Source organism: Methylotuvimicrobium buryatense (assembly GCF_005931095.1).
In the GTDB taxonomy this organism is placed as follows: domain Bacteria; phylum Pseudomonadota; class Gammaproteobacteria; order Methylococcales; family Methylomonadaceae; genus Methylotuvimicrobium; species Methylotuvimicrobium buryatense.
In genome coordinates this window covers 138,742-159,433 of the sequence record NZ_CP035467.1, presented here as the reverse complement: position 1 = coordinate 159,433, position 20,692 = coordinate 138,742, and the positions used below count along the sequence as shown (strand labels likewise).

20 protein-coding genes are annotated in these 20,692 nt (G+C 47.3%); 10 read left to right on the top strand and 10 right to left on the bottom strand.

All coding sequences use genetic code 11. The features are described 5' to 3' along the window. Positions 1-418: 418 nt before the first annotated feature. From proC to EQU24_RS00750, 3 genes are all read left to right on the top strand, one after another. Positions 419-1,246, top strand: a complete 828-nt coding sequence (gene proC / locus EQU24_RS00765) for a pyrroline-5-carboxylate reductase (RefSeq protein WP_017841341.1) — start codon at positions 419-421, stop codon at positions 1,244-1,246. Further along, positions 1,246-1,821, top strand: a complete 576-nt coding sequence (locus EQU24_RS00760; protein WP_017841342.1) for a YggT family protein — start codon at positions 1,246-1,248, stop codon at positions 1,819-1,821. Before proC ends, EQU24_RS00760 begins: the two co-directional genes overlap by 1 nt. Before the next feature lie 460 nt (positions 1,822-2,281). Beyond that, the gene (locus tag EQU24_RS00750; RefSeq protein ID WP_083877738.1) at positions 2,282-3,289 is read left to right on the top strand and encodes a DUF4124 domain-containing protein; all 1,008 of its coding nucleotides are present in this window, start codon (positions 2,282-2,284) and stop codon (positions 3,287-3,289) included. Here the strand turns inward: EQU24_RS00750 and argB are convergent. From argB to coaBC, 4 genes are read right to left on the bottom strand one after another with little or no spacing between them, the layout of a single operon-like run. Next, complete coding sequence (gene argB / locus EQU24_RS00745) at positions 3,269-4,180, bottom strand: acetylglutamate kinase (RefSeq protein WP_040575334.1); 912 nt, start codon at positions 4,178-4,180, stop codon at positions 3,269-3,271. The two genes, EQU24_RS00750 and argB, sit on opposite strands and share 21 nt — an antisense overlap. Positions 4,181-4,183: 3 nt before the next feature. Next, entirely contained in the window at positions 4,184-6,724 is a 2,541-nt protein-coding gene (locus EQU24_RS00740; protein WP_017841346.1) for a phosphomannomutase/phosphoglucomutase, read from the bottom strand. Between the two features lie 18 nt (positions 6,725-6,742). Continuing rightward, positions 6,743-7,198 carry a dUTP diphosphatase gene (gene dut, locus EQU24_RS00735; RefSeq protein WP_017841347.1) on the bottom strand — a complete coding sequence of 152 codons (456 nt, stop codon included), beginning with the start codon at positions 7,196-7,198 and terminating at the stop codon, positions 6,743-6,745. After that, on the bottom strand, positions 7,167-8,393 hold the full coding sequence (coaBC, locus tag EQU24_RS00730; RefSeq protein ID WP_026130245.1) for a bifunctional phosphopantothenoylcysteine decarboxylase/phosphopantothenate--cysteine ligase CoaBC: 1,227 nt from the start codon (positions 8,391-8,393) through the stop codon (positions 7,167-7,169). The genes dut and coaBC overlap by 32 nt, the downstream gene beginning before the upstream one ends. Positions 8,394-8,472: 79 nt before the next feature. Here coaBC and radC point away from each other — a divergent pair, with 79 nt between their 5' ends. Then, complete coding sequence (radC, locus tag EQU24_RS00725; RefSeq protein ID WP_014146648.1) at positions 8,473-9,147, top strand: RadC family protein; 675 nt, start codon at positions 8,473-8,475, stop codon at positions 9,145-9,147. Between the two features lie 138 nt (positions 9,148-9,285). On the opposite strand, the gene EQU24_RS00720 is transcribed toward radC, so the two are convergent. Further along, the gene (locus tag EQU24_RS00720; protein ID WP_017841349.1) at positions 9,286-10,185 is read right to left on the bottom strand and encodes a phosphoribosylaminoimidazolesuccinocarboxamide synthase; all 900 of its coding nucleotides are present in this window, start codon (positions 10,183-10,185) and stop codon (positions 9,286-9,288) included. 74 nt (positions 10,186-10,259) lie between these two features. On the opposite strand from EQU24_RS00720, the gene djlA reads away from it, so the two are divergent. Then, on the top strand, positions 10,260-11,069 hold the full coding sequence (djlA, locus tag EQU24_RS00715; RefSeq protein ID WP_017841350.1) for a co-chaperone DjlA: 810 nt from the start codon (positions 10,260-10,262) through the stop codon (positions 11,067-11,069). Between the two features lie 5 nt (positions 11,070-11,074). Here the strand turns inward: djlA and EQU24_RS00710 are convergent, their stop codons facing one another. Continuing rightward, positions 11,075-12,208: a PilT/PilU family type 4a pilus ATPase gene (locus EQU24_RS00710; RefSeq protein ID WP_017841351.1), complete on the bottom strand. Its 1,134-nt coding sequence runs from the start codon at positions 12,206-12,208 to the stop codon at positions 11,075-11,077. Positions 12,209-12,218: 10 nt separating this feature from the next. Beyond that, complete coding sequence (locus EQU24_RS00705; RefSeq protein ID WP_017841352.1) at positions 12,219-13,256, bottom strand: type IV pilus twitching motility protein PilT; 1,038 nt, start codon at positions 13,254-13,256, stop codon at positions 12,219-12,221. Positions 13,257-13,369: 113 nt separating this feature from the next. Between EQU24_RS00705 and EQU24_RS00700 the strand changes: the two genes are divergently transcribed. Next, the gene (locus EQU24_RS00700) at positions 13,370-14,053 is read left to right on the top strand and encodes a YggS family pyridoxal phosphate-dependent enzyme (RefSeq protein ID WP_017841353.1); all 684 of its coding nucleotides are present in this window, start codon (positions 13,370-13,372) and stop codon (positions 14,051-14,053) included. A gap of 138 nt (positions 14,054-14,191) precedes the next feature. Here the strand turns inward: EQU24_RS00700 and EQU24_RS00695 are convergent, their stop codons facing one another. After that, complete coding sequence (locus EQU24_RS00695; protein ID WP_014146642.1) at positions 14,192-14,455, bottom strand: hypothetical protein; 264 nt, start codon at positions 14,453-14,455, stop codon at positions 14,192-14,194. A 254-nt stretch (positions 14,456-14,709) separates the two neighbouring features. On the opposite strand from EQU24_RS00695, the gene EQU24_RS00690 reads away from it, so the two are divergent. The 4 genes from EQU24_RS00690 (at position 14,710) to EQU24_RS00675 (ending at position 19,085) form a co-directional block, all read left to right on the top strand. After that, on the top strand, positions 14,710-15,306 hold the full coding sequence (locus EQU24_RS00690) for a TetR/AcrR family transcriptional regulator (protein WP_017841354.1): 597 nt from the start codon (positions 14,710-14,712) through the stop codon (positions 15,304-15,306). A 53-nt stretch (positions 15,307-15,359) separates the two neighbouring features. Further along, a complete protein-coding gene (locus EQU24_RS00685) occupies positions 15,360-15,635 on the top strand; it encodes a DUF4242 domain-containing protein (RefSeq protein ID WP_017841355.1) in 276 nt (91 codons plus the stop codon). Between the two features lie 174 nt (positions 15,636-15,809). Next, positions 15,810-17,117, top strand: a complete 1,308-nt coding sequence (mtoX, locus tag EQU24_RS00680; RefSeq protein WP_235726469.1) for a methanethiol oxidase — start codon at positions 15,810-15,812, stop codon at positions 17,115-17,117. An 84-nt stretch (positions 17,118-17,201) separates the two neighbouring features. After that, complete coding sequence (locus EQU24_RS00675) at positions 17,202-19,085, top strand: cytochrome c peroxidase (protein WP_017841357.1); 1,884 nt, start codon at positions 17,202-17,204, stop codon at positions 19,083-19,085. 18 nt (positions 19,086-19,103) lie between these two features. Here the strand turns inward: EQU24_RS00675 and EQU24_RS00670 are convergent, their stop codons facing one another. Together EQU24_RS00670 and EQU24_RS00665 are read right to left on the bottom strand one after the other, a co-directional pair. Then, positions 19,104-19,700, bottom strand: coding sequence for a hypothetical protein (locus tag EQU24_RS00670; RefSeq protein ID WP_017841358.1), 597 nt, complete (start codon positions 19,698-19,700; stop codon positions 19,104-19,106). Positions 19,701-20,167: 467 nt separating this feature from the next. Then, complete coding sequence (locus EQU24_RS00665) at positions 20,168-20,686, bottom strand: hypothetical protein (protein ID WP_017841360.1); 519 nt, start codon at positions 20,684-20,686, stop codon at positions 20,168-20,170. Positions 20,687-20,692 lie beyond the last annotated feature (6 nt).

Genomic DNA, 20,692 nt, shown 5'->3' with positions numbered 1-20,692 from the left:
TCGCGGTTGTCGGTCCGCGAACCGACTACACATAAGCGTCGCGATAGCGACACAAAGCCTTATTTAGGTTTCAAACAAACCAAATCTTATAGTTAACCAGGAAAAAAAGAATATTTTAACTATCTGATTTTCTATAGTGTTTTAATGCGTTTGCCCTGGTGTGGAGCATGCTTGGCGAGGATGTCGGCGGCAGGGACGAGCTCACGGCGTTCCTCGACAGGCATGCCCCCGCCCTAAACTGCGTAAACATGTTCAAACTGAGAATTACTGGATATAAAGACGCCTTGATCATAAATAGCATTGCCGTACCGTAAAGACAAAAACCGTCAATGAACAAACTACACAGACCTTGCGATTTCTGACACAATCCCCATATCGGGTTAAAATACCGTAACCTTTGAAACCATATCTCAACATCATGAAAACGAAAAAAATCGGATTTATCGGGGGCGGCAATATGGCCTCCAGCCTTATCACGGGCTTGATTGCCAGCGGCCACTCACCTTCCCAAATATGGGTTTCGGATGTCAATCAAGATGCCCTTAAAACGCTGGCCAACAATTTAAATATTAATATTTCCGTTGCCAATGAAGCCGTCATCGAAGAAGTCGACGTCGTCGTGCTTGCAGTCAAGCCCCAGGTACTACGCGAAGTGGCGGAAAACTGCGTGGCCGTCATCAAGAATAAGCGTCCGCTGGTCGTATCGATCGCCGCAGGCATCGCTCAAGAGAGCCTGAGTCGCTGGCTAGGTACCGAAGTCGCCGTAGTTCGCTGCATGCCCAATACACCGTCCTTGGTGTTGACCGGCGCGACGGGCTTGCATGCCAATACGAATGTCGACGAAGAACAACGCGACTTGGCTGAAAATATTCTACGCTCGGTCGGCGTTGCGCTGTGGGTCGATCAAGAATCGGAACTCGATGCGGTTACTGCGGTATCGGGCAGCGGCCCGGCCTATTATTTTTTACTGATGGAAGCGATGGAACAAGCCGCATTGTCTTTGGGCATGCAGGAACACACGGCCCGTTTACTAATTCAGCAAACCGCGCTCGGCGCCGCTAAAATCGCACTCGAATCGAACGAGTCACCCGAACAATTACGCAAACGCGTTACCTCACCGGGCGGCACCACCGAACAAGCAATCGAAGCTTTCGAACAAGGCGGCTTCAGAGAGTTGGTCGCCAAAGCCGTACTCGCCGCACATAGCCGCTCGATCGAAATGTCCAAACAATTGGGAGAACAATGATGGATTCGAATTATATGTCTAATCCGGTCATTTTTTTAATCGATACGGTTTTTTCGTTATACATTCTGGCCGTCATGCTGCGCTTCCTTCTGCAGTGGTGTAAAGCCGAATATTACAATCCGATATCGCAATTTTTGGTCAAAATTACTCACCCACCGCTTCGACTCATGCGCCGCTTCATTCCACCGGTAGGTCAAATCGATACCTCCTCGTTGGTTTTGGTCATGGCTTTGCAGATGCTTGCCGATTTTTCGATCTTGCTTTTGAAAGGCATCATGATCAGCGTTGGCGCATTGATTGTTTTATCGTTTACGCAACTGGTTTCGTTGCTGTTCAACATTTTTATTTTTGCGATTTTTGCCCGGGCGATTCTAAGCTGGGTCAATCCCGGCTCTTTCGATGCCGCCTCGTCGATATTACATAGCTTGACCGAGCCCCTGCTCGATACTTGCCGTAAATTCATCCCCGATATCGGCGGCGTCGATTTATCGCCGCTAGCCGCGCTGGTGTTATTGCAACTAGCTAAAATGGTTATTTTGCCGCCTTTGCATCAATTAGCCGGTCTGATTGGCTGAACTGGTTTTGTTCAGCCATTCCAAATTTGGAGATCAAAAAAGGTGTGGAGTGTGCTTGGCGAGGATGTCGGCAGCAGGGGCAGATTTTTGCTCCTGCAAAATCTGCATTCACACCATCCTTGGTGCTTAGCTGCCGCCAAGCCCCCATGGATGGGTTTACGGCGTTCCTCGACAGGCATACCCCACACCCTAAAATCGGCGAAAATGCTCAAACTGGGAATTGCTGTTAACAACGACTCATCGCTGCATACGATTCACTTACGTTATATACTTAGCTGATTTCCGGCGAAAAATATACCGTATGCCTGATTTTTTGCCTATCTACCGCGCTCAAAATGGTTACATAGCTTCGCTTAACGCTCTTTTTTGCGCCTTGCATAGGGGAAAATACGCCATCCTGGCATATTTATAATAATAATCGTCTTATTCTTCTTTTGATCAGCTGTTGCTGTAGCCGCCTATGCCGATTGCCTTACTACGAAAATACCTTAACATTGCCGCAGTCACACTACTTCTATGTCATGCGCCCTCGATCCATGCAAAAAAAATGTACCGCTGGGTTGACGACCAAGGCAATACTTATTTTTCAGACCAAGTCCCGCCGGAACACGCAAAGCATCGCCGCGAAGCGTTAAACCAGCGAGGCAGGGTAATCGATGTCATTGAAAAAGCCAAAACAAAAGAAGAGCTAGAATTGGATCAAAGACTTAACGAGCTTCGTGAGGCGCAGGAAAAAATCATTCAAAAACAACAAACCTATGATAGGGTTTTACTAAGCACTTTCCGCAACATAGACGATTTATTGTTGTCGATCAAAAATAAGACTCGCACTATGGAAGCCCAAATCAGGGCGACGGAAGGCAACTTAAACCGGCTCAAGAGTCAGCTATCCGGACAACAAAGAAAAGCCGCAGCATTCGAAAGAAATGCTCAACGCGTCCCCGAGTCGCTATTGAAGGATATCCGGTCGACCCAAGAGCAAATTCAACAAACCGAAATAGCGATCAGTCGACAAATGGAAACGTTGAACCAAGTAAAAAAAGAGGACGATGCCGACGTCGAGCGCTATTTATTTTTGACTCAATCCAGGACCGATACGCAACCGAAACAACATAAAATTCCTAGCATTAAGGAAGCCAACGAATTAGGATTGTTTTATTGCGAGAACGATCATCAATGTAACCAGGCGTGGGAAATTGCTCGAACTTTCGTCACTTTTCATTCAACGACCGGCCCGGATATCGACACCGACAAGTTGATCATGACCCGCTCGCCGTCTAAAGATTCCGACTTAAGCTTATCATTATCAAAAATCGCGATTAGCGATGTCGACTATCAACTTTTTCTCGATATTCGTTGCCGAGACTCTTCATTAGGCCGCGAGTTATGCGCGAGTCAGCGAGTCAGCGATATCCGGTCCGCGTTTAGACCTTATATTAACGACGCCTTATCTCGGTCGACTGAATAATAAGGTCCCCACTCCCTGGTCGGTAAACAGCTCCAACAATACTGCATGCTCGACGCGCCCGTCGATGATATGGACGCTAGAGACCCCTCCTTTCAGCGCATCGGTTGCGCAGCGGGTTTTCGGTATCATACCGCCGGAAATCGTACCGTCTTCAATCAAGTCGTCTACATCCTTTAACGAGAGACCGGTCAGCAAATTTTGTTGCTTATCGAGAATGCCTGCGGTATTGGTCAACAAAATCAATTTTTCGGCTTTCAAGACTTCTGCAACCTTGCCGGCGACCAAATCGGCATTGATATTATAGGAATGCCCATCGTCGCCCACGCCGATCGGAGCAATCACTGGAATAAAATCACTGTGATTCAACATCGACAGTACCGCCGGATCGATACTACTGACCTCTCCCACATGACCTAAATCGATGATTTCAGGCTCTTGCGCTTCGATCGCATTTTTTTTCATTTTGATCTTGTTGGCGCGAATAAAGTCGCCGTCCTTACCGGTCAAGCCAACCGCTTTGCCGCCATGCCGGTTTATCAGATTAACGATCTCTTTGTTCACCAAGCCGCCCAATACCATTTCAACAACATCCATCGTTTCGCTGTCGGTTACACGCATGCCGTCAATAAACTCTGAGGTTTTTCCGAGCCGTTTCAGTAAGTCCCCTATTTGAGGGCCGCCGCCATGTACGACGATGGGGTTTAAACCGACCAGTTTCATCATGACAATATCTTGCGCAAAACTGTTTTTTAGCGATTCATCGATCATCGCATTGCCGCCGTATTTGACGACGACCGTTTTATCTTTAAAACGGCGAATATAAGGTAAGGCTTCGATCAGAACGTGCGCAATCTGATGCGCGGCTTTGTTTTTCATGTATTCTTTATCCATTGATTAAAAAGGTAAAACTAGCTGTGGCTCGATACTCGCGATCAATGTCTTGAACTCCTTTTGAATTCGGCGCATCGCTTGCTCGCTATCGGCTTCGAAACGGACCACTAATGAAGGCGTGGTATTCGATGCTCTAACTAGCCCCCAACCATCGGAAAAATCGACCCGTAATCCATCGATGTTGGTGATTTTCCCATCTTTGAAATCGGCCTTGGCAAATAACCGTTCAATAAAGTCAAAATTTTCGCCCTCTTTCATTGAAACGAGCAATTCCGGTGTATTAAGGCTTTCCGGAAACTCGGCAAAAATTTCGGCACTGGTTCTGGCATCCGAGGACAAAATCTCAATTAGACGCGCCGCTGAATATAAAGCGTCATCAAACCCGTACCATCGGTCATTAAAAAAGATATGCCCGCTCATCTCTCCAGCTAATTTAGCACCGGTTTCTTTGACTTTTGCCTTCATATAAGAGTGGCCGGTTTTCCACATTAAGGCTCGACCGCCGTATTTGGCGATCTGCTCGGCCAAATGCCTAGAGCATTTAACATCGTAAACAATCTGCGCACCGGGCTTTCTTGCCAAGACATCCTTGGCAAACAGCATCATCAGCCGATCCGGCCATATAATTTTGCCGTTTGAATCGACCACCCCAAGACGGTCTCCATCACCGTCGAAAGCGATGCCGATGTCCGCTTCATAATGTTGTACCGCAGCAATTAAGTCTTCCAAATTTTCCGGAACGCTTGGATCCGGATGGTGATTGGGAAAACTGCCATCGACATCGCAAAACAATTCGACGACTTCGCAACCCAGCGTCTTAAACAGTATCGGTGCAATATCTCCGGCCACGCCGTTCCCACAATCCAATACGATTTTCATCGGCCTGACCAAATGTACATCTTCGGCGACAATACCGATGTATTCATTAACAAACATGCTGTTCTGGTCGACCGTACCGCCTACCTCAACGGCATAATCTTGTTTATCGATGATGTTTTTAAGCTTCGCGACACGCTGCCCTGCCAAGGTTTCACCCTTAATCACCATTTTCATGCCGTTGTATTCTGCCGGATTATGACTCCCGGTAATCATTAACCCGGTCCGTCCTTCGGTATGTTGCGTAACGAAATACAGAATAGGTGTCGGCACCATGCCCAAATCGAGGACATCCCGCCCTGTCGAAACAATGCCATTGATCACGGCATCCGCCAATTCGGGACTGGAATGGCGCCCATCACGTCCGACCACGACAATGTTACAATCCGCTTTTCTCACTTCCGTACCAAACGCGCGGCCAATATCATAAGCCAGTTCGGTTGTCAGCGTTTTGCCGACCACGCCCCGTATATCATAGGCTCTAAATACTTCTCCGCTCCCCTCGTGCAACGGTGCCGTCGCTTTTGAAATAGGGGAGGGTTTTGGCTGCTCGGGAACCGGAGTTGGTTTCGCTTCTGGTAACGGCATATCCCAATCGACATCCGGCATTGAGACTGGACTGGTTTCGGCATCGCCTGCTTTAGCGTTTTCAACAATTTCTTCAATCGCAAAATCGGATTCTTCAAAAAATCCGTCAAAATCGGCTTCGCTTTCATTAGCAATCGCAACGACGTCGTCTCCTTGATGATCCAATACTCGCTTGAATTGTACCAGTGTGGAAATAATGACACTCATCTCACTCAAATTTACCGGATAATTACCATACGCATTTCCGGTCATTAGATCCTTGACGGCTTTTAAAACAATACTTTGGTCGTGGCTTAAAATATTGGCACTTTTCCGATAGCCTACAAAAAACGCAAGACAAACCAACAGCACCGCTATTAACATAATTGCCGCAATCAACCCTACATCCGAAGAGCTCCCCCCTATCTGATACCAAACCTGAACTTGCCATGCCGTGTGAGCAACAGGCATCTGCACACTAGCAGCATCGCCGATAAGCGCTCGGTTTCCAACCGCTGCCAACTCGAAGTCACCCTGCCTCAATTGAATCAACTGATTGCCGATAGAGCTAGGCTTAATGCTGTTATTAATAAAGTCATAACTCAAACTGGCCAATATGACACCCGCCACGCGGCCGCTTTCTTCAATTCTAGCCGTTATCGCAAGATGCCGGTTAGCACCCTCCCCTTGAATCAAGGGTTGAGGATTCCCGCTAAAGGTTTCCTTAACCATGTCCAAATCGGCAAAGCCCATGTGCGGAACATGTTCGGTATCCAAATCGTTTATGCCTGGCAGCAATAATCTGATCTTTAATGCGCCCGGCAAATATTTTTCCAATTGTGCTTCTAACGCTCGAATCCGGCCCCTGTCTCTGTTTTCCATTGCCTCTATTACAGTCGGATCTCGAGCCATTTTGTCGATTGCGCTAGCCAATTGTTCGATTTGTTTTGAAATACCTAATGCGGTACCGGCAGCCAGAGCCATTGCTGAATCATGCTTAGCTTCCTTGATGCTGGAGTCATTAGCCCAATAAATCGCTCCTCCTGTCAATAGCACCACAAATGCCGCAATGATCGACAGCGGTAAGAATATACGCTCCATCAAATGTCCCCTATCAATTTAATGTCGCCCGGTATGTCCGAAACCACCTTCACCTCGAGCACTTTCATCAAACGCGTCGACCAACTCGAATTGCGCCTGTTCGACAGGCACGAAAATCATTTGTGCGATTCTTTCCCCGACATTAACGATAAATGCGGTCTGTCCACGATTCCAACAAGATACGAAAATCTGTCCCTGATAATCCGAATCGATCAATCCCACGAGATTACCCAAAACGATTCCGTGTTTATGCCCTAATCCCGAGCGAGGCAGGATGATTGCCGCCATAGTATTATCGGCAATATGAATCGCAATGCCGGTGGGGATCAAGATACTGTCGCCAGGCTTCAATTCGACCGATTCTCTCAAACAGGCCCTCAAATCCAAACCGGCCGAACCGGTAGTGGCGTATTCAGGCAGAGGAATATCCTTACCCAATCGTTCATCCAGAATTTTTAATTGTATTTTTTTCATTGATTTTCTCAGCGATTAAGCTCATTAGCTGCCGTGCGAGTTGTTTTTTATCGGTCATGGCCAAATCTACGCCGCCACCATGCCAGAAGACAGACAGGGCATTTAGATCGCTTTCGAACCCGCCCTTATCTTTACCAACCCAATTGGCCGCAACCATATCCAAATTCTTTCGAATTAACTTGTCTTGAGCATATCGCTCCAAATCGTGCGTTTCGGCGGCAAAACCTACCGTATAAGGTCTGTTATGCGTCAACTTCGAAACATCGGCTAAAATATCACGGGTTTTATGTAACAAAATGACGACCTCGTCATTTTGTTTTTTTATTTTCTTATCATTAACACTAACCGGACTGTAATCGGCGACTGCCGCCGCCGCGATAAAAATATCGGCCGATTGAACACTCGTCATGACCGCTTCATGCATTTGCGCGGCAGTTTCAACCTGTATCAGACGCGCGCCATCGGGTGCTGACAATGCGACTGGCCCACTAACCAAAGTGACTTCAGCTCCCATTGCCAAGGCCGCATGGGCAAGCGCATAAGCCATTTTTCCGGAACTGCGATTCGTAATATAGCGAACTGGGTCGAGAGGTTCCCGTGTAGGGCCGGCTGTAATCAAAATCTTTTTACTCTGTAAAACCGCTTGCGCAGTATTTGCCATTAAACACTGCATGATCGCTTCCGGCTCGGACATACGCCCTAAACCTGTTTCGCCGCAAGCTTGACTGCCGACTTCCGGCCCGATGAATTGCGCTCCTTGGCCGACTAAGCGCTCTATATTTTCCTGAGTAACGGCTTTATGCCACATGACACGATTCATTGCCGGCGCCAAATAAAGAGGACACCCGGCGGCCAACACCAACGTGGAGACTAAATCGTCGGCCAAGCCATGGCTCAATTTTGCGATCATATTTGCGGTCGCCGGAGCAATCACGATGCAATCCGCCCAGCGCGCCAAGCTGATGTGTCCCATTGCGTGTTCTTGATCACAGTCCAACAAATCAATATGCACAGGGTTTCCGGATAAGGCTTGCAAAGTCAACGGAGTGATAAAGGCCATCGCCGACCGAGTCATCACCACTCTAACTTCACACCCGTGTTTTCTCAAGAGCCGGATGAGCTCTGCAGACTTGTAGGCCGCGATTCCGCCGCAAACTGCTAGTAATATTCGCTTCTTATTAATAGTTGTACCGATAGAAAATTAAATTGGATATTATGGCAAGTATAGTAAATTTCTTCTATGCTTGATATCTTTGACCTAACTTGGGTAATCAATGGCAATCAAAGATTGGCCGGCGGATGAACGACCTCGGGAAAAATTATTACAAAAAGGCTCAAACGCGCTTACCGACGCGGAATTGCTCGCAATATTTCTGCGCACCGGAACGCCTGGAAAATCGGCTGTCGATTTAGCCAGAGACTTACTGAACGACTTCGGTTCTTTAAAGGCGCTGCTCGATGCCGACCTGGAACGTTTTTGTCAAAGTGTCGGCTTAGGACCCGCCAAATACGCGCAACTGCAAGCCGTTTTAGAAATGGCTAGAAGGCATTTTTGTGAAATTCTACAACGCGGTGACGCCTTGACCAGCCCCGACATTACCCGAGCTTATCTCAGCGCGCAATTAAGAGGATACAGTTATGAGGTATTCGCTTGCTTGTTTCTCGATAACCAACATCGTGTTTTAAAGCTCGAAGAATTGTTCCGAGGCACTATAGACAGCGCCTCTGTGTATCCTAGAGAAGTAGCCAAAGCCGCTTTACAGCACAACGCCGCCGCCGTTATATTCGCACACAATCACCCCTCCGGAATCAGCGAACCCAGCCAAGCCGACCGCCACATAACCGACAAACTCAAGCAAGCCTTGGCTTTATTCGACATTCGGGTTCTCGATCATTTTATCATCGGCGACGGCTTACCCTACTCGTTTGCCGAGCATGGGTTGATATGACAAATAATTTTTATCTATATACTTTTTAAAAAGTAGACTAAAAAAGGCGACCCGCAAAGAGAGTTATAATACACGGATGTATCAATCGTCCAGAAAGAGTCTCCCCGGTCATAAACGCTAAACATCTAAGGCTGCGCATTAACTCTTTGAACCGATTAACTTTGTCTCCGCTTCCAGGTATTTTTCGGTCGTCTTCCGAATAACTTCCTCGGGCAATGATGGTGCCGGCGGCTTTTTATTCCAGTCCAAGGTTTCTAAATAGTCGCGTACATACTGCTTATCGAAACTGGCCGGGCTAATACCGACTTGGTATTGATCGGCGGGCCAAAAGCGCGATGAGTCGGGCGTTAGCGCTTCATCGATCAAATATAAGACGCCGGCGTCGTCGGTGCCGAATTCGAATTTGGTATCGGCAATAATTATGCCTCTTTCCTTGGCATAATTCGCCGCTTCTTGGTAGAGGGCCAAACTGGCCTCACGCACTTTTTCGGCGAGTTCTGGCCCCATCAATTCAACCGTTTTCGCAAACGTTATATTTTCATCATGATCGCCGACAGCGGCTTTGCTGGACGGGGTATAGATCGGTTCGGGCAATTGCTGTGCCTGCTGTAAACCTTCGGGAAGACGAATGCCGCAAATATGACCGGTTTGTTGATAATCTTTCCAACCCGAGCCAATGATATATCCGCGTACAATCGCTTCGACCGGTAGCGGTTTCAATTTTCTGACTACAACCGCCCTTCCTTCCAGCTGGGCGAGCTCTTGCGGATCGGTAAGCACTTCGGCCAAAGAAACGCCGGCTAAATGATTCGGCAAGATGTGTTTCAATTTGCTAAACCAAAAATTCGAAACCGATGTCAAAACCCGCCCTTTTTCCGGAATCGGGTCCGGCAATATCACATCGAAAGCCGATAGGCGATCGGTCGTGACGATCAACATGTGTTTATCGTCTATGTCGTAAATATCACGGACTTTTCCGCGAGCACGCAGCGTCAATTGCGACAAAGATGATTCGTAAAGAACAGCCGGAGCGTTCATAATACCTCGTTCTAAGAAGTTAATATCAAATCGCATACAATAGCATTTATTTTCGAATTACGGGATGTCTGGCAATGAGTTGGTTGGGAAAATTCTTGGGCGGCGCCTTCGGATTTCTATTGGGCGGTCCGCTTGGGGCTATACTAGGGGCATCGGTCGGCCATCATTTCGATTCCGGCTTGGAGGCATTCGATTTCGACGAGAGCTTGAGCCCCGGCGATAAACATCGCATACAAACCGCTTTTTTTACCGCGACTTTTTCGGTAATGGGCCACATCGCCAAAGCGGACGGGCGCGTTTCTCAAGCGGAAATCGATCTGGCTAAACGCGTAATGGACGAAATGGGTTTATCGGCCAACTTGCGCTCGACCGCCATCAAACTGTTTCAACAAGGCAAAAGCAAAGACTTTCCCCTTGACGATGCGCTTCGTCAATTTCGTCACGAGTGCCAGAGACGAACCGACTTAATCCGCATGTTTTTAGAGATTCAACTTCAAGCCGCGATGGCCGACGGCCATTTGGACGAGGCCAAGGATAAGCTGTTGATCAAGATCTGCGGAATACTCGGTTTATCGCGGTTTGATTACGAGCGCATCAAATTGCAAATTCTAGCGCAATATCGGCTCTATGGCAGTCAACATCGACAGCAATATCAATCGATTAAAAAAGAGGATAACTTAGCCACTGCCTATGAGGTCCTCGGCGTTCGCCCCAATGCCAGCGATAGCGATATTAAAAAAGCTTATCGCCGCCTAATCAGCCGACATCATCCGGATAAACTAGTTGCGAAAGGTCTCCCCGAAGAAATGATGACCTTAGCCAAGGAAAAAACGCAAAAAATTACAAAGGCTTATGAAACGATAAGTGAAGCGCGTAAAAAATGATTGAATTAAAAACGAGAATGTTCGTCTTCGTCTTCTTTTAAATGCATATTTTCATTGACTAAAGTCCCTAAGTCTTCGGCACCCAGCTTAATCATCAAGCGTACTTCGTTTCTTGAATCAGCAGAGTTCAAGGCATCCTCATAGCTAATTTTTCCGGCGGTATAGAGATCGTAAAGCGCTTGATCGAAGGTCTGCATCCCATGTTCCCGCGAGTTCTTCATTAATTCCTTAAGTTTGTGAACCTCGCCTTTACGAATCAAGTCGGAAACCAAGGGTGTGTTCAACAAAATTTCAACCGCGGGATAGCGCCCTTTGCCATCGGCACGGGCAATCAACTGCTGCGCGACAATGCCTCGCAAATTCAACGACAAGTCCATAAATAATTGATTATGCATTTCGTCCGGGAAAAAATGCAAAATCCGATCCAATGCCTGATTGGCATTGTTCGCATGCAAGGTCGTTATACATAAATGTCCGGTTTCGGCGAACGTAATCGCATTTTGCATCGTTTCACGGGTTCTAACCTCACCGATCAGGATGACATCGGGCGCTTGGCGCAAGGTATTCTTAAGTGCGACTTCATAGGACTCGGTGTCCATGCCGACTTCACGCTGCGTAACGATACACCCCAAGTGCGGATGCAAAAACTCGAGCGGATCTTCAATGGTAATGATATGACCGCTGCTGTTTTGGTTTCGGTATTTGATCAACGACGCCAGTGAAGTCGACTTACCGGTTCCCGTCCCGCCGACAAACAACACCAGTCCGCGCTTGTTCATGACCATATCTTTTAAAACCGGCGGCAAATGCAGATCTTCGGCATCAGGAATATGGGTCTCAATACGTCTCAACACCATTCCCGCCGCATCTCGCTGAGTAAACGCACTCACCCGAAATCGGCCGAGCTTAGGAAAGGCAATCGCAAACTGACATTCTTTGGTATTATCGAATTCGTCTTTTTGCCGTTGCGTCATCACACTCATGACAATGGCTCGAGATTGATCGTTGTTAAGCATCGTTTTGGATACCTCGATCAACTTACCGTCGACTTTTATCGTGGGCGGGCGTCCCGCTGTGATGAATAAATCGGAGGCCTTTTGCTGGACCATTAACTCAAGTAGTCGCTTAAATTCATCCATATCGCCACCTTTATCTGAACATGTCTTTGTTGACCGCTTTCATCATGGCGACTTTTGAAGCCACTAACCCTTTTTCAACCATCTCTTTCAAATTTTGATCCAAGGTCTGCATGCCTTCCTTGCGCCCGGTTTGTATCGCCGAATACATTTGCGCAACTTTCGCTTCGCGAATCAAATTTCTAATGGCAGCAGTCCCGACCATGATTTCATGCGCCGCGATACGTCCTCCTCCGACTTTTTTCAGCAAGGTTTGCGAAATAACCGCTTGCAACGATTCCGACAACATTGAGCGGATCATGTCTTTTTCAGCCGCCGGAAACACGTCGATAATGCGGTCTATCGTTTTCGCGGCCGACGTGGTATGCAACGTGCCGAAAACCAAATGACCGGTTTCCGCCGCAGTTAGTGCCAATCGTATCGTTTCCAAATCGCGCATTTCGCCCACTAGAATAACATCGGGGTCTTCCCGCAATGCGGAACGCAACGCTTCGGTGAACCCTAAAGTATCGCGATGGACTTCGCGTTGGTTGATCAAGCATTTTTGGCTTTCATGTACGAACTCGATCGGGTCCTCAACGGTTAAGATATGTGCATAATCATTGGTGTTGATATGGTTGATCATCGCCGCGAGCGTCGTCGATTTACCCGACCCGGTAGGTCCGGTTACCAGTATTAAACCTCTCGGTTTGCGCGTAACTTCTTCAAAAAACTTTGGCGCATTTAGATCCTCTAAACTCAACACCTTCGAAGGAATTGTTCTAAAAACAGCCCCCGCACCTCGATCCTGATTGAATGCATTGACACGAAACCTTGCAACGCCCGGCAATGCAAAAGAAAAGTCGGTTTCAAGAAATTCTTCATAATCGCGGCGCTGTTTGTCGTTCATGATGTCGTAAATCAAAGCATGAACTTCTTTATGCTCCAAGGCAGGAATATTGATACGCCGGATATCGCCGTCCACTCGAATCATCGGCGGCAAACCAGCCGATAAATGTAAATCCGATGCATTGTTTTTAACGGAAAAAGTCAATAATTCAGCAATATCCATACGATTCTCAAGCGGCTAATAAAAATAGAAACACTAGATAACCTTAGCCTAAGTCTTTGCTTTTTGAAAGGGCTGCTGTTTAATAGCGGTTTTTTATCATCTAAATTGTGCTTATGTTCGCAATTGCTCAACAAATCGCATCCGTTCGAACCCAAATCAGACAAGCCGAGATCGACTTCGAACGCTTACCGGGAAGTGTTCGCTTACTTGCCGTCAGCAAGACTAAACCTACTTCGGACATTATCCTCGCCTATCTTTCCGGCCAACGCCATTTCGCGGAAAGCTATGCTCAAGAAGCGCGATCCAAGCAACAAGAGCTCGGGGCTTACAATATCACCTGGCATTTCATCGGCCCGATTCAATCCAATAAGACCAAGCTCATCGCCCGCCATTTTGCCTGGGTTCATAGCGTAGACCGGTTCAAAATTGCCCAGCGGCTTAGTGAACAACGCCCGGCCAATTTACCGGCATTGAATATTTGTTTGCAAGTCAACATCAGCCATGAAAGCAGCAAATCAGGCATTGCTCTGAATGATCTTTCGGAATTGGTCGACGCAGTTAAAGCCCTTCCGAGTCTCCGTCTAAGAGGGGTTATGGCGGTACCTGCACCGCAAAGCGACTTTTCTTTGCAACGAGAACCCTACCGATTGCTCTATGAAGCGGTTTCCGAACTCAAGCATCCTGAACTCGATACGTTTTCATTCGGGATGAGTAACGACTTAAACGCGGCGATTGCAGAAGGATCCACAATGGTCAGAATCGGCACGTCCTTGTTCGGAACCCGGCAATACATTTAATCCGGTACCACAGATGCATCAACCTAAAAAGAGCAGTTTGAGACTTCACCAAGCCGGTGAAAGTGTTGTAGACCCTTCATGCTTCGACTCGGCTCAGCACGAACGGTCTACAACCCATGTCAACTGCTCTTTTTAGGATCAATCTTTTTTCTTAACTATCGCCAACCCCTGATCTTTTAGCTGCTGCGCGGCTTCGAGAATATCTTTGCGGTGCTTGTTAATATATAGCCCGCTACCGATACCCATCGCCATTAACAGCACAGGGTGCTTCGCGAGTTTGAGAATGATTTCCGCACCAACCTTAGAGCCGACCGAGAGTATGCCTAACTTGATTAATGGATGCATACTCTTTCCGTCCTGCTCTATGTTGCCAGACCCTCCATTTGACTCCTGTTCGCTCATTTAGATTTTTCCTATTATTTTGAATTGAAACCTTCACGACGAAGCATACCTTTCGCACTTCAATTTTCGCCAATATGCACTCTCTACCGACATGGGAGAGGGTTTTAAAAAACGAAAACAGGGCTGCTCGAAAGGTATATTTTCCGTCCTTCGCCTGTACTCGACAAAATATTAGCAAGACCTCTGATAAATCCCAAAATTAATGATTGATTTTTATTATTGACAGTTAAGACAACCGGTCGTATTATTTTCCCATGATCGAAATATCGCAAAAACAAATCAACCGAGATAATCTACTCAATCAAGGCGTAAAGCTATTGATGGAGCAGGGTTATCATGGTACCGGACTTAAAGAAATTTTGGATGCCGTTAAAATACCAAAAGGTTCTTTTTACAACTATTTCGGCAGTAAAGAAAATTTCGGCGCGGAGGTCATTCAGCATTACATTGAACCATTTATTAAACAGCTTGACACCTATTTGGAACATTCGAATGGCGACGCCCTATCTGCGTTAAAACGTTATTACCACGAGTTAATTGCCGAAACCGAAAAACAAAACTTCAAAGGCGGTTGCCTGCTTGGCAACCTCATGGGAGAAATCGGCGACACCAGCGAAATATGCCAAAAGGCATTGCAATCCGCGGTGACTCGTTATCGCAACATCATGCGTTCGGCACTTGCCCAAGCGCAGCAAGAAGGAACCGTTCGATCGGATTTGACGGCCGAGGAAATGGCCGATTTATTACTCAATACCTGGCAAGGCGCACTACTTCGAATGAAAATCGAGCAGTCCTCGGAACCCTTAAAGCAATGCTGCCGGAATTTGTTGGAGGGCTATTTCAAAGCCTAATTTTTTTTCAATCTCTACAGAGACGACCAGTCATTTTTTAATTGGAGAAACACATGCCTAAATTCATTATCGAACGAGAAATCCCCAACGCCGGATCGTTGACAAGCGAAGACCTTCAAGGTATTGCTCAAAAATCATGTTCCATTCTTCAGGATATGGGGCCGAAAATTCAATGGATTGAGAGTTATGTAACCGATAATAAAGTCTATTGTGTTTATATCGCTCCGGACGAAACGGCTATTCGGGAACACGCTCAACAAGGATCATTCCCTGCTAATCGTATCAGCCAAATCAAGACGATTATCGATCCAACCACTGCCGAAGCATAAGCACTTTATCACCCCTGAAACACTATAAGCCAAAGGAGGTAGCCAGTCCACCTAGCGAAAACTCACTATTACTCAGATAATTATAAGAGAGTGCATACTATGAAATCACAAAGCAAAAACCGAAATCTTCTTGGCAAACTAACTCAATCAGCCCTGTTTGCCGCTTCAACAATCATGATCAGCAGCCTTGGCATTCAGTCTGCTCAAGCCGATGAAACCTGCATGTCGCCTTATATGGCCAAAATCGTCGGACAGGAGGACTTTGTCTATATCTGGACGCTCGGCATGGAAGGTGTCGGTGACGAACAGGACAAACTGGTCACGGTCGATGTAAATCCTAAGTCCAAGAACTACGGCAAAGTCGTCAACTCGCTGTCGGTCGGCGGTCGCAATGAGGCACATCATTCCGGTTTTACCGATGATCGACAGTACTTGTGGGCTGGCGGCCTCGATACCAATAAGGTTTTTATTTTCGATGTTCACAGCGACCCGGCTAAACCCAAATTAACGAAGGTCATCAGCGATTTCGTCGCGAAAAGCGGTGGCGTAGTCGGCCCGCATACGACCTATGCCTTGCCCGGTCGCATGCTGATCACCGGTCTGTCGAATAACAAGGATCACGGCGGCAGAACCGCCTTAGTCGAATACACCAACGAAGGAGAATATCTCGCGACTCATTGGCATCCGACCGACAGCGACCTGCGCGGCGCGGTCAAGACTGGAAACTATGCCGACGGTTATGGCTACGACGTGCGCGTGTTGCCTAGACGCAATGCGATGTTCACCTCGTCGTTCACCGGCTGGTCCAATTACATGATGGATTTCGGCAAGATGCTGAACGACCCCGAGGCGATGAAACGCTTCGGCAATACCGTCGTGCAATGGGACCTGCATGCGCGCAAACCGAAAAAAGTCTTCGACGTTACCGGTGCGCCTCTGGAACTTCGTTGCGCATGGGGGGCCAATAATAATTACTGTTTTACCAGCACAGCACTAACATCGAAAATCTGGTTGATTTACGAAGACCAAGCAGGCGAATGGCAAGCGAAAGCCGTTGCCGATATCGGCGATCCTTCAAAAATCCCGTTGCCGGTCGACATCTCTATTTCGAGCGACGACAAAACATTATGGGTCAATACCTTTATGGACGGGAAGACTCGAGGTTTCGACATTAGCGATCCGTTCAACCCGAAACAAGTTTACGAACAAAAAATCGGCGCCCAAGTCAATATGGTGTCGTCAAGCTGGGACGGCAAACGTCTCTATTATACGTCTTCTCTATTGGCCAACTGGGATAAAAAAGGCGACGATAACGAGCAATTCTTCAAGCTTTATCACTGGGATGGAAAGCAACTAAAAGAACAGTTCGCGATCGATTTCATCAAGGAAAAGTTAGGCCGTGCGCATCAAATGCGGTTCGGTGCATATTCTCTTTATAGCAGCAACAGCCAGCAGCCCGACCTGCTCACAAAATATCAATAGCCCCAATGAGCGGCTTCGGCCGCTTTTTCTATTGACAGCGGCTTCCGCCGCTCTCTGTTCCCATCGATTCGCCGGAGCGACGTCATGAAACATTTGTTTACCATCGTCATTTTGCTGTCGAGCGTAGCGGTCTTTTCGGTCAAGGCCGACAACGAAACGCTTGCGCCAGGTTATGGCGCGCTGCAATACGAACTCCCGGCCGTCGGCAGCTATCTGTTACCGGCGCTCGGAAAAGCCGCAGACGGTAAAATTCTCGACGAACAAGGCCAAACTATTAACTTGCATCAACTGATGGGCGATAAGATCGTGCTACTCAGTTTTATTTATTCGACGTGCAGCGACGTCAACGGCTGCCCTTTAGCAACCGGGGTATTTCATAAAATCAAAAACCGGCTTAAAAAGGACCCCGAATTGAGCCGACAACTGCGTTTGTTGACGTTAAGCTTCAACCCGGAACAAGACACGCCAGACAAAATGAAACAGTATGGCGAGCACCTGCAGGATGAAAATATCGAGTGGCGCTTTCTAACGACGGCTTCGGAAACCGAGCTGCGACCCATTCTCGATAATTATCGGCAAAGCATCCAGAAAGTCTACGACGAAAACGGACGCTTCACCGGCACTTTTTCACATATTTTGCGCGTCTACTTGATCGACCGAAACAAAAAAATCCGCAACATCTACAGCGTTTCGTTCTTGCATACGGACACTTTGATCAATGATGTGAAGACCTTACTGCAACCGGTAGTCGTCGCCAATGGCAAAACGTCGGAACAAGTCGCCAAACGTTTTCGACCCGGCGATGATAAATCGAATTACGAAAGCAGCGACTATGCGACTCGTAGCATTGCTTTGGACGACCGAACCGGTCAAACGACTGACTTGATGAAAACAGTCTACCACCCACCGAAAGGACTGCCTCCCGTGCCGGTTCCGGCGAACAATCCTGTGACGACGGAGAAAGTGCAATTGGGCCGGAAACTGTTTTACGACCGCCGCTTGTCGCTGAATAATACCTTTTCATGCGCCATGTGTCATATTCCCGAACAAGGCTTTACCAGTAACGAGATGAAAACTGCGGTCGGCGTCGAAGGCCGGACCGTCAAGCGCAACAGTCCGACACTTTACAATGTCGCTTATTACACCAAATTGTTTCACGATGGACGCGAAAATAGTCTCGAACACCAGGTTTGGGGTCCTCTATTGGCGCACAATGAAATGGCCAACCCGTCGATCGGTAGCGTCATCGAAAAATTGCATAACGATAGCGAATACAATGCTCTTTTCAAAAAGGCTTTCGGCAAAGGGCCGACAATCGAAACAATCGGCATGGCGATCGCGAGTTACGAGCGCACCCTTAACTCGGGCAATTCGGCATTCGACCGTTGGTATTACAGCAACGACAAACAAGCCTTGAACACTTCCGCGCAACGCGGTTTCAAGCTATTTTCCGGAAAGGCGCAATGCTCGTCTTGTCACAGCATCAGTAAGAAGCATGCGCTGTTCACCGACAATGCGTTTCATAACACCGGCATCGGTTATCGCGAAGCAATGCGCAGTACTGCTAAGACACAACGAGTCCAGGTCGCTCCCGGCGTCTTTGTCGATATCGATTCGCAATTAATCGATTCGGTTTCGGAAACCAAGAGCAATGATCTCGGCCGCTATGAAGTTACCCAGAATCCTGACGACCGTTGGCACTACAAGACGCCGTCGCTGCGCAATATTAGCCTGACAGCGCCGTACATGCACAACGGATCGTTAACCACATTAAAGGAAGTCGTCGAGTTTTATAACCAAGGCGGCATCGCCAACGAAACTCTCGATCCGTTGATCAAGCCGTTGAATTTGACTTCGAAAGAAATCGACGACCTCGTAAACTTTCTTAAATCCTTGACTGGCGACAATGTCGACGAATTGGTTGCCGATGCGTTTGCGGCGCCGGTGGGCGATCATCAAGAAAACTGATTACGAGTGCAATCCTTTTTACAGCATCGCCAATAACGATGAAATCATTTGAAAATAAACGTCCAACAATCCGGCTAACGCATTTTGATATACGGCTTCCAAGGTTTCAGTCGGTTGTTCAAGCATTAAATCGAACAACTCCAGAATCGCTGAATAAACGCTCACAAAATAGACTTCCGCAACGTCAAGCGCTTGATTTGTATAATTCGTCACCGGTTCGACCAATGCTGCGACCGTTGCTTGAGGATGATCATAAAACGCTTGCCATAATTCGCCGGCTTGCCGACCTAATTGCGTCGCTTCGGCTATTGTCTGTTCATACATGGACTCGACTTTCGGAAAATAAACCTCGTTAACCTGAGCATACATCTGTGCTCCGTAATCAACGGCTTGAGCATACCATTGCGAGCCAGTCTCGACCGGATGCGCATAAAATTGTTTCGCGGAAACCGCTACTTCAGCGTGCCAATCGAGCAAAACCGTTTTAATTTGTCGATACAACTCGTTCAATTGCAAGCTCAGACTACTGTAAAGCTCCCGTGTTGGCAAAAACACTTTGTTTTCGAGGTCTAGCGGTTTGAGATCGAAAAAATCTGGATCTTTGAAAATTGACATAACTTACCTTTTTTTAAAACCGGGATGTCGAAAAAAAGATGCGGCCGGGAGGCCGCATTAAAGAGGAAGGATTCAACTCTAGTCTCGTGAAGAGTGCATACAAGAGTCGAAGTAAAGTGTATCCACTAAAGATGACCAGGAAAATGTGGCATTTTGCCGCGCGACAATTGGCCGCTAACTTTGGCATTTAATTTGCCGTGTATTATTAGTTTGGGCTTCAGACAAGCCCTTTCTATACAAACAAAACCGCATGATCAGTCGCGTTCAGCTACTAAAGATTTGGTTACATACCCATCGGAATTGCTGTAATAACTGTGTTATTTAACTAAATTAGGTGAAATGACCGATTATCCACACACACGCTTTGACATCGACTAACGCGTTTACTATTTCGACTTGCCCCGTTAAGGTGCCGGAAGGTTTGTTACTAAGACTGTATTTAGGACGCCCTCTGTCTCGCCCCGAAATCAGGCTAGCAAAAAATTAAGCCAAACAGTCATTTCAATAACCGCTTTCCTAATTAAGTCAGAAAAACTATTGACCGCACCCAATGCATTGGCCGATATATTGACTTGTTCAAATTGAAACGCTTTTCGAGCTATTGGTGCATTTTCATTCGTCTTATACACTTCAACTTCAAAAGCAACGACCGAACGCGCTTGCTCTGGAGTGTCGAAACGTTGTTCAAAATCCAATAAACGCACTTTTACAGTTAACGGCTCGCTTACTGGAATTGCTGCGAAGTGCTTGGCCAATAAAGCGGCCGGTTGCGCAATCCATCGGTCTAGGTTATAAAATTTTACAATGGTAGGGGTTAAATAAAGCTGCCTGTAGTGAATTCTCGTATCCCTTAACCACTCCGGAGCTGTTACTTCAGCATTTAATGGGGCCTGCTCGGCATTACGCTGAACAATAAGCCCAAGGTCGTGCAAAGCCGCTCCCTCAGGCCTAGTTTTATAGCTACAGCCACTTATCAGCATCAGCATGATTAA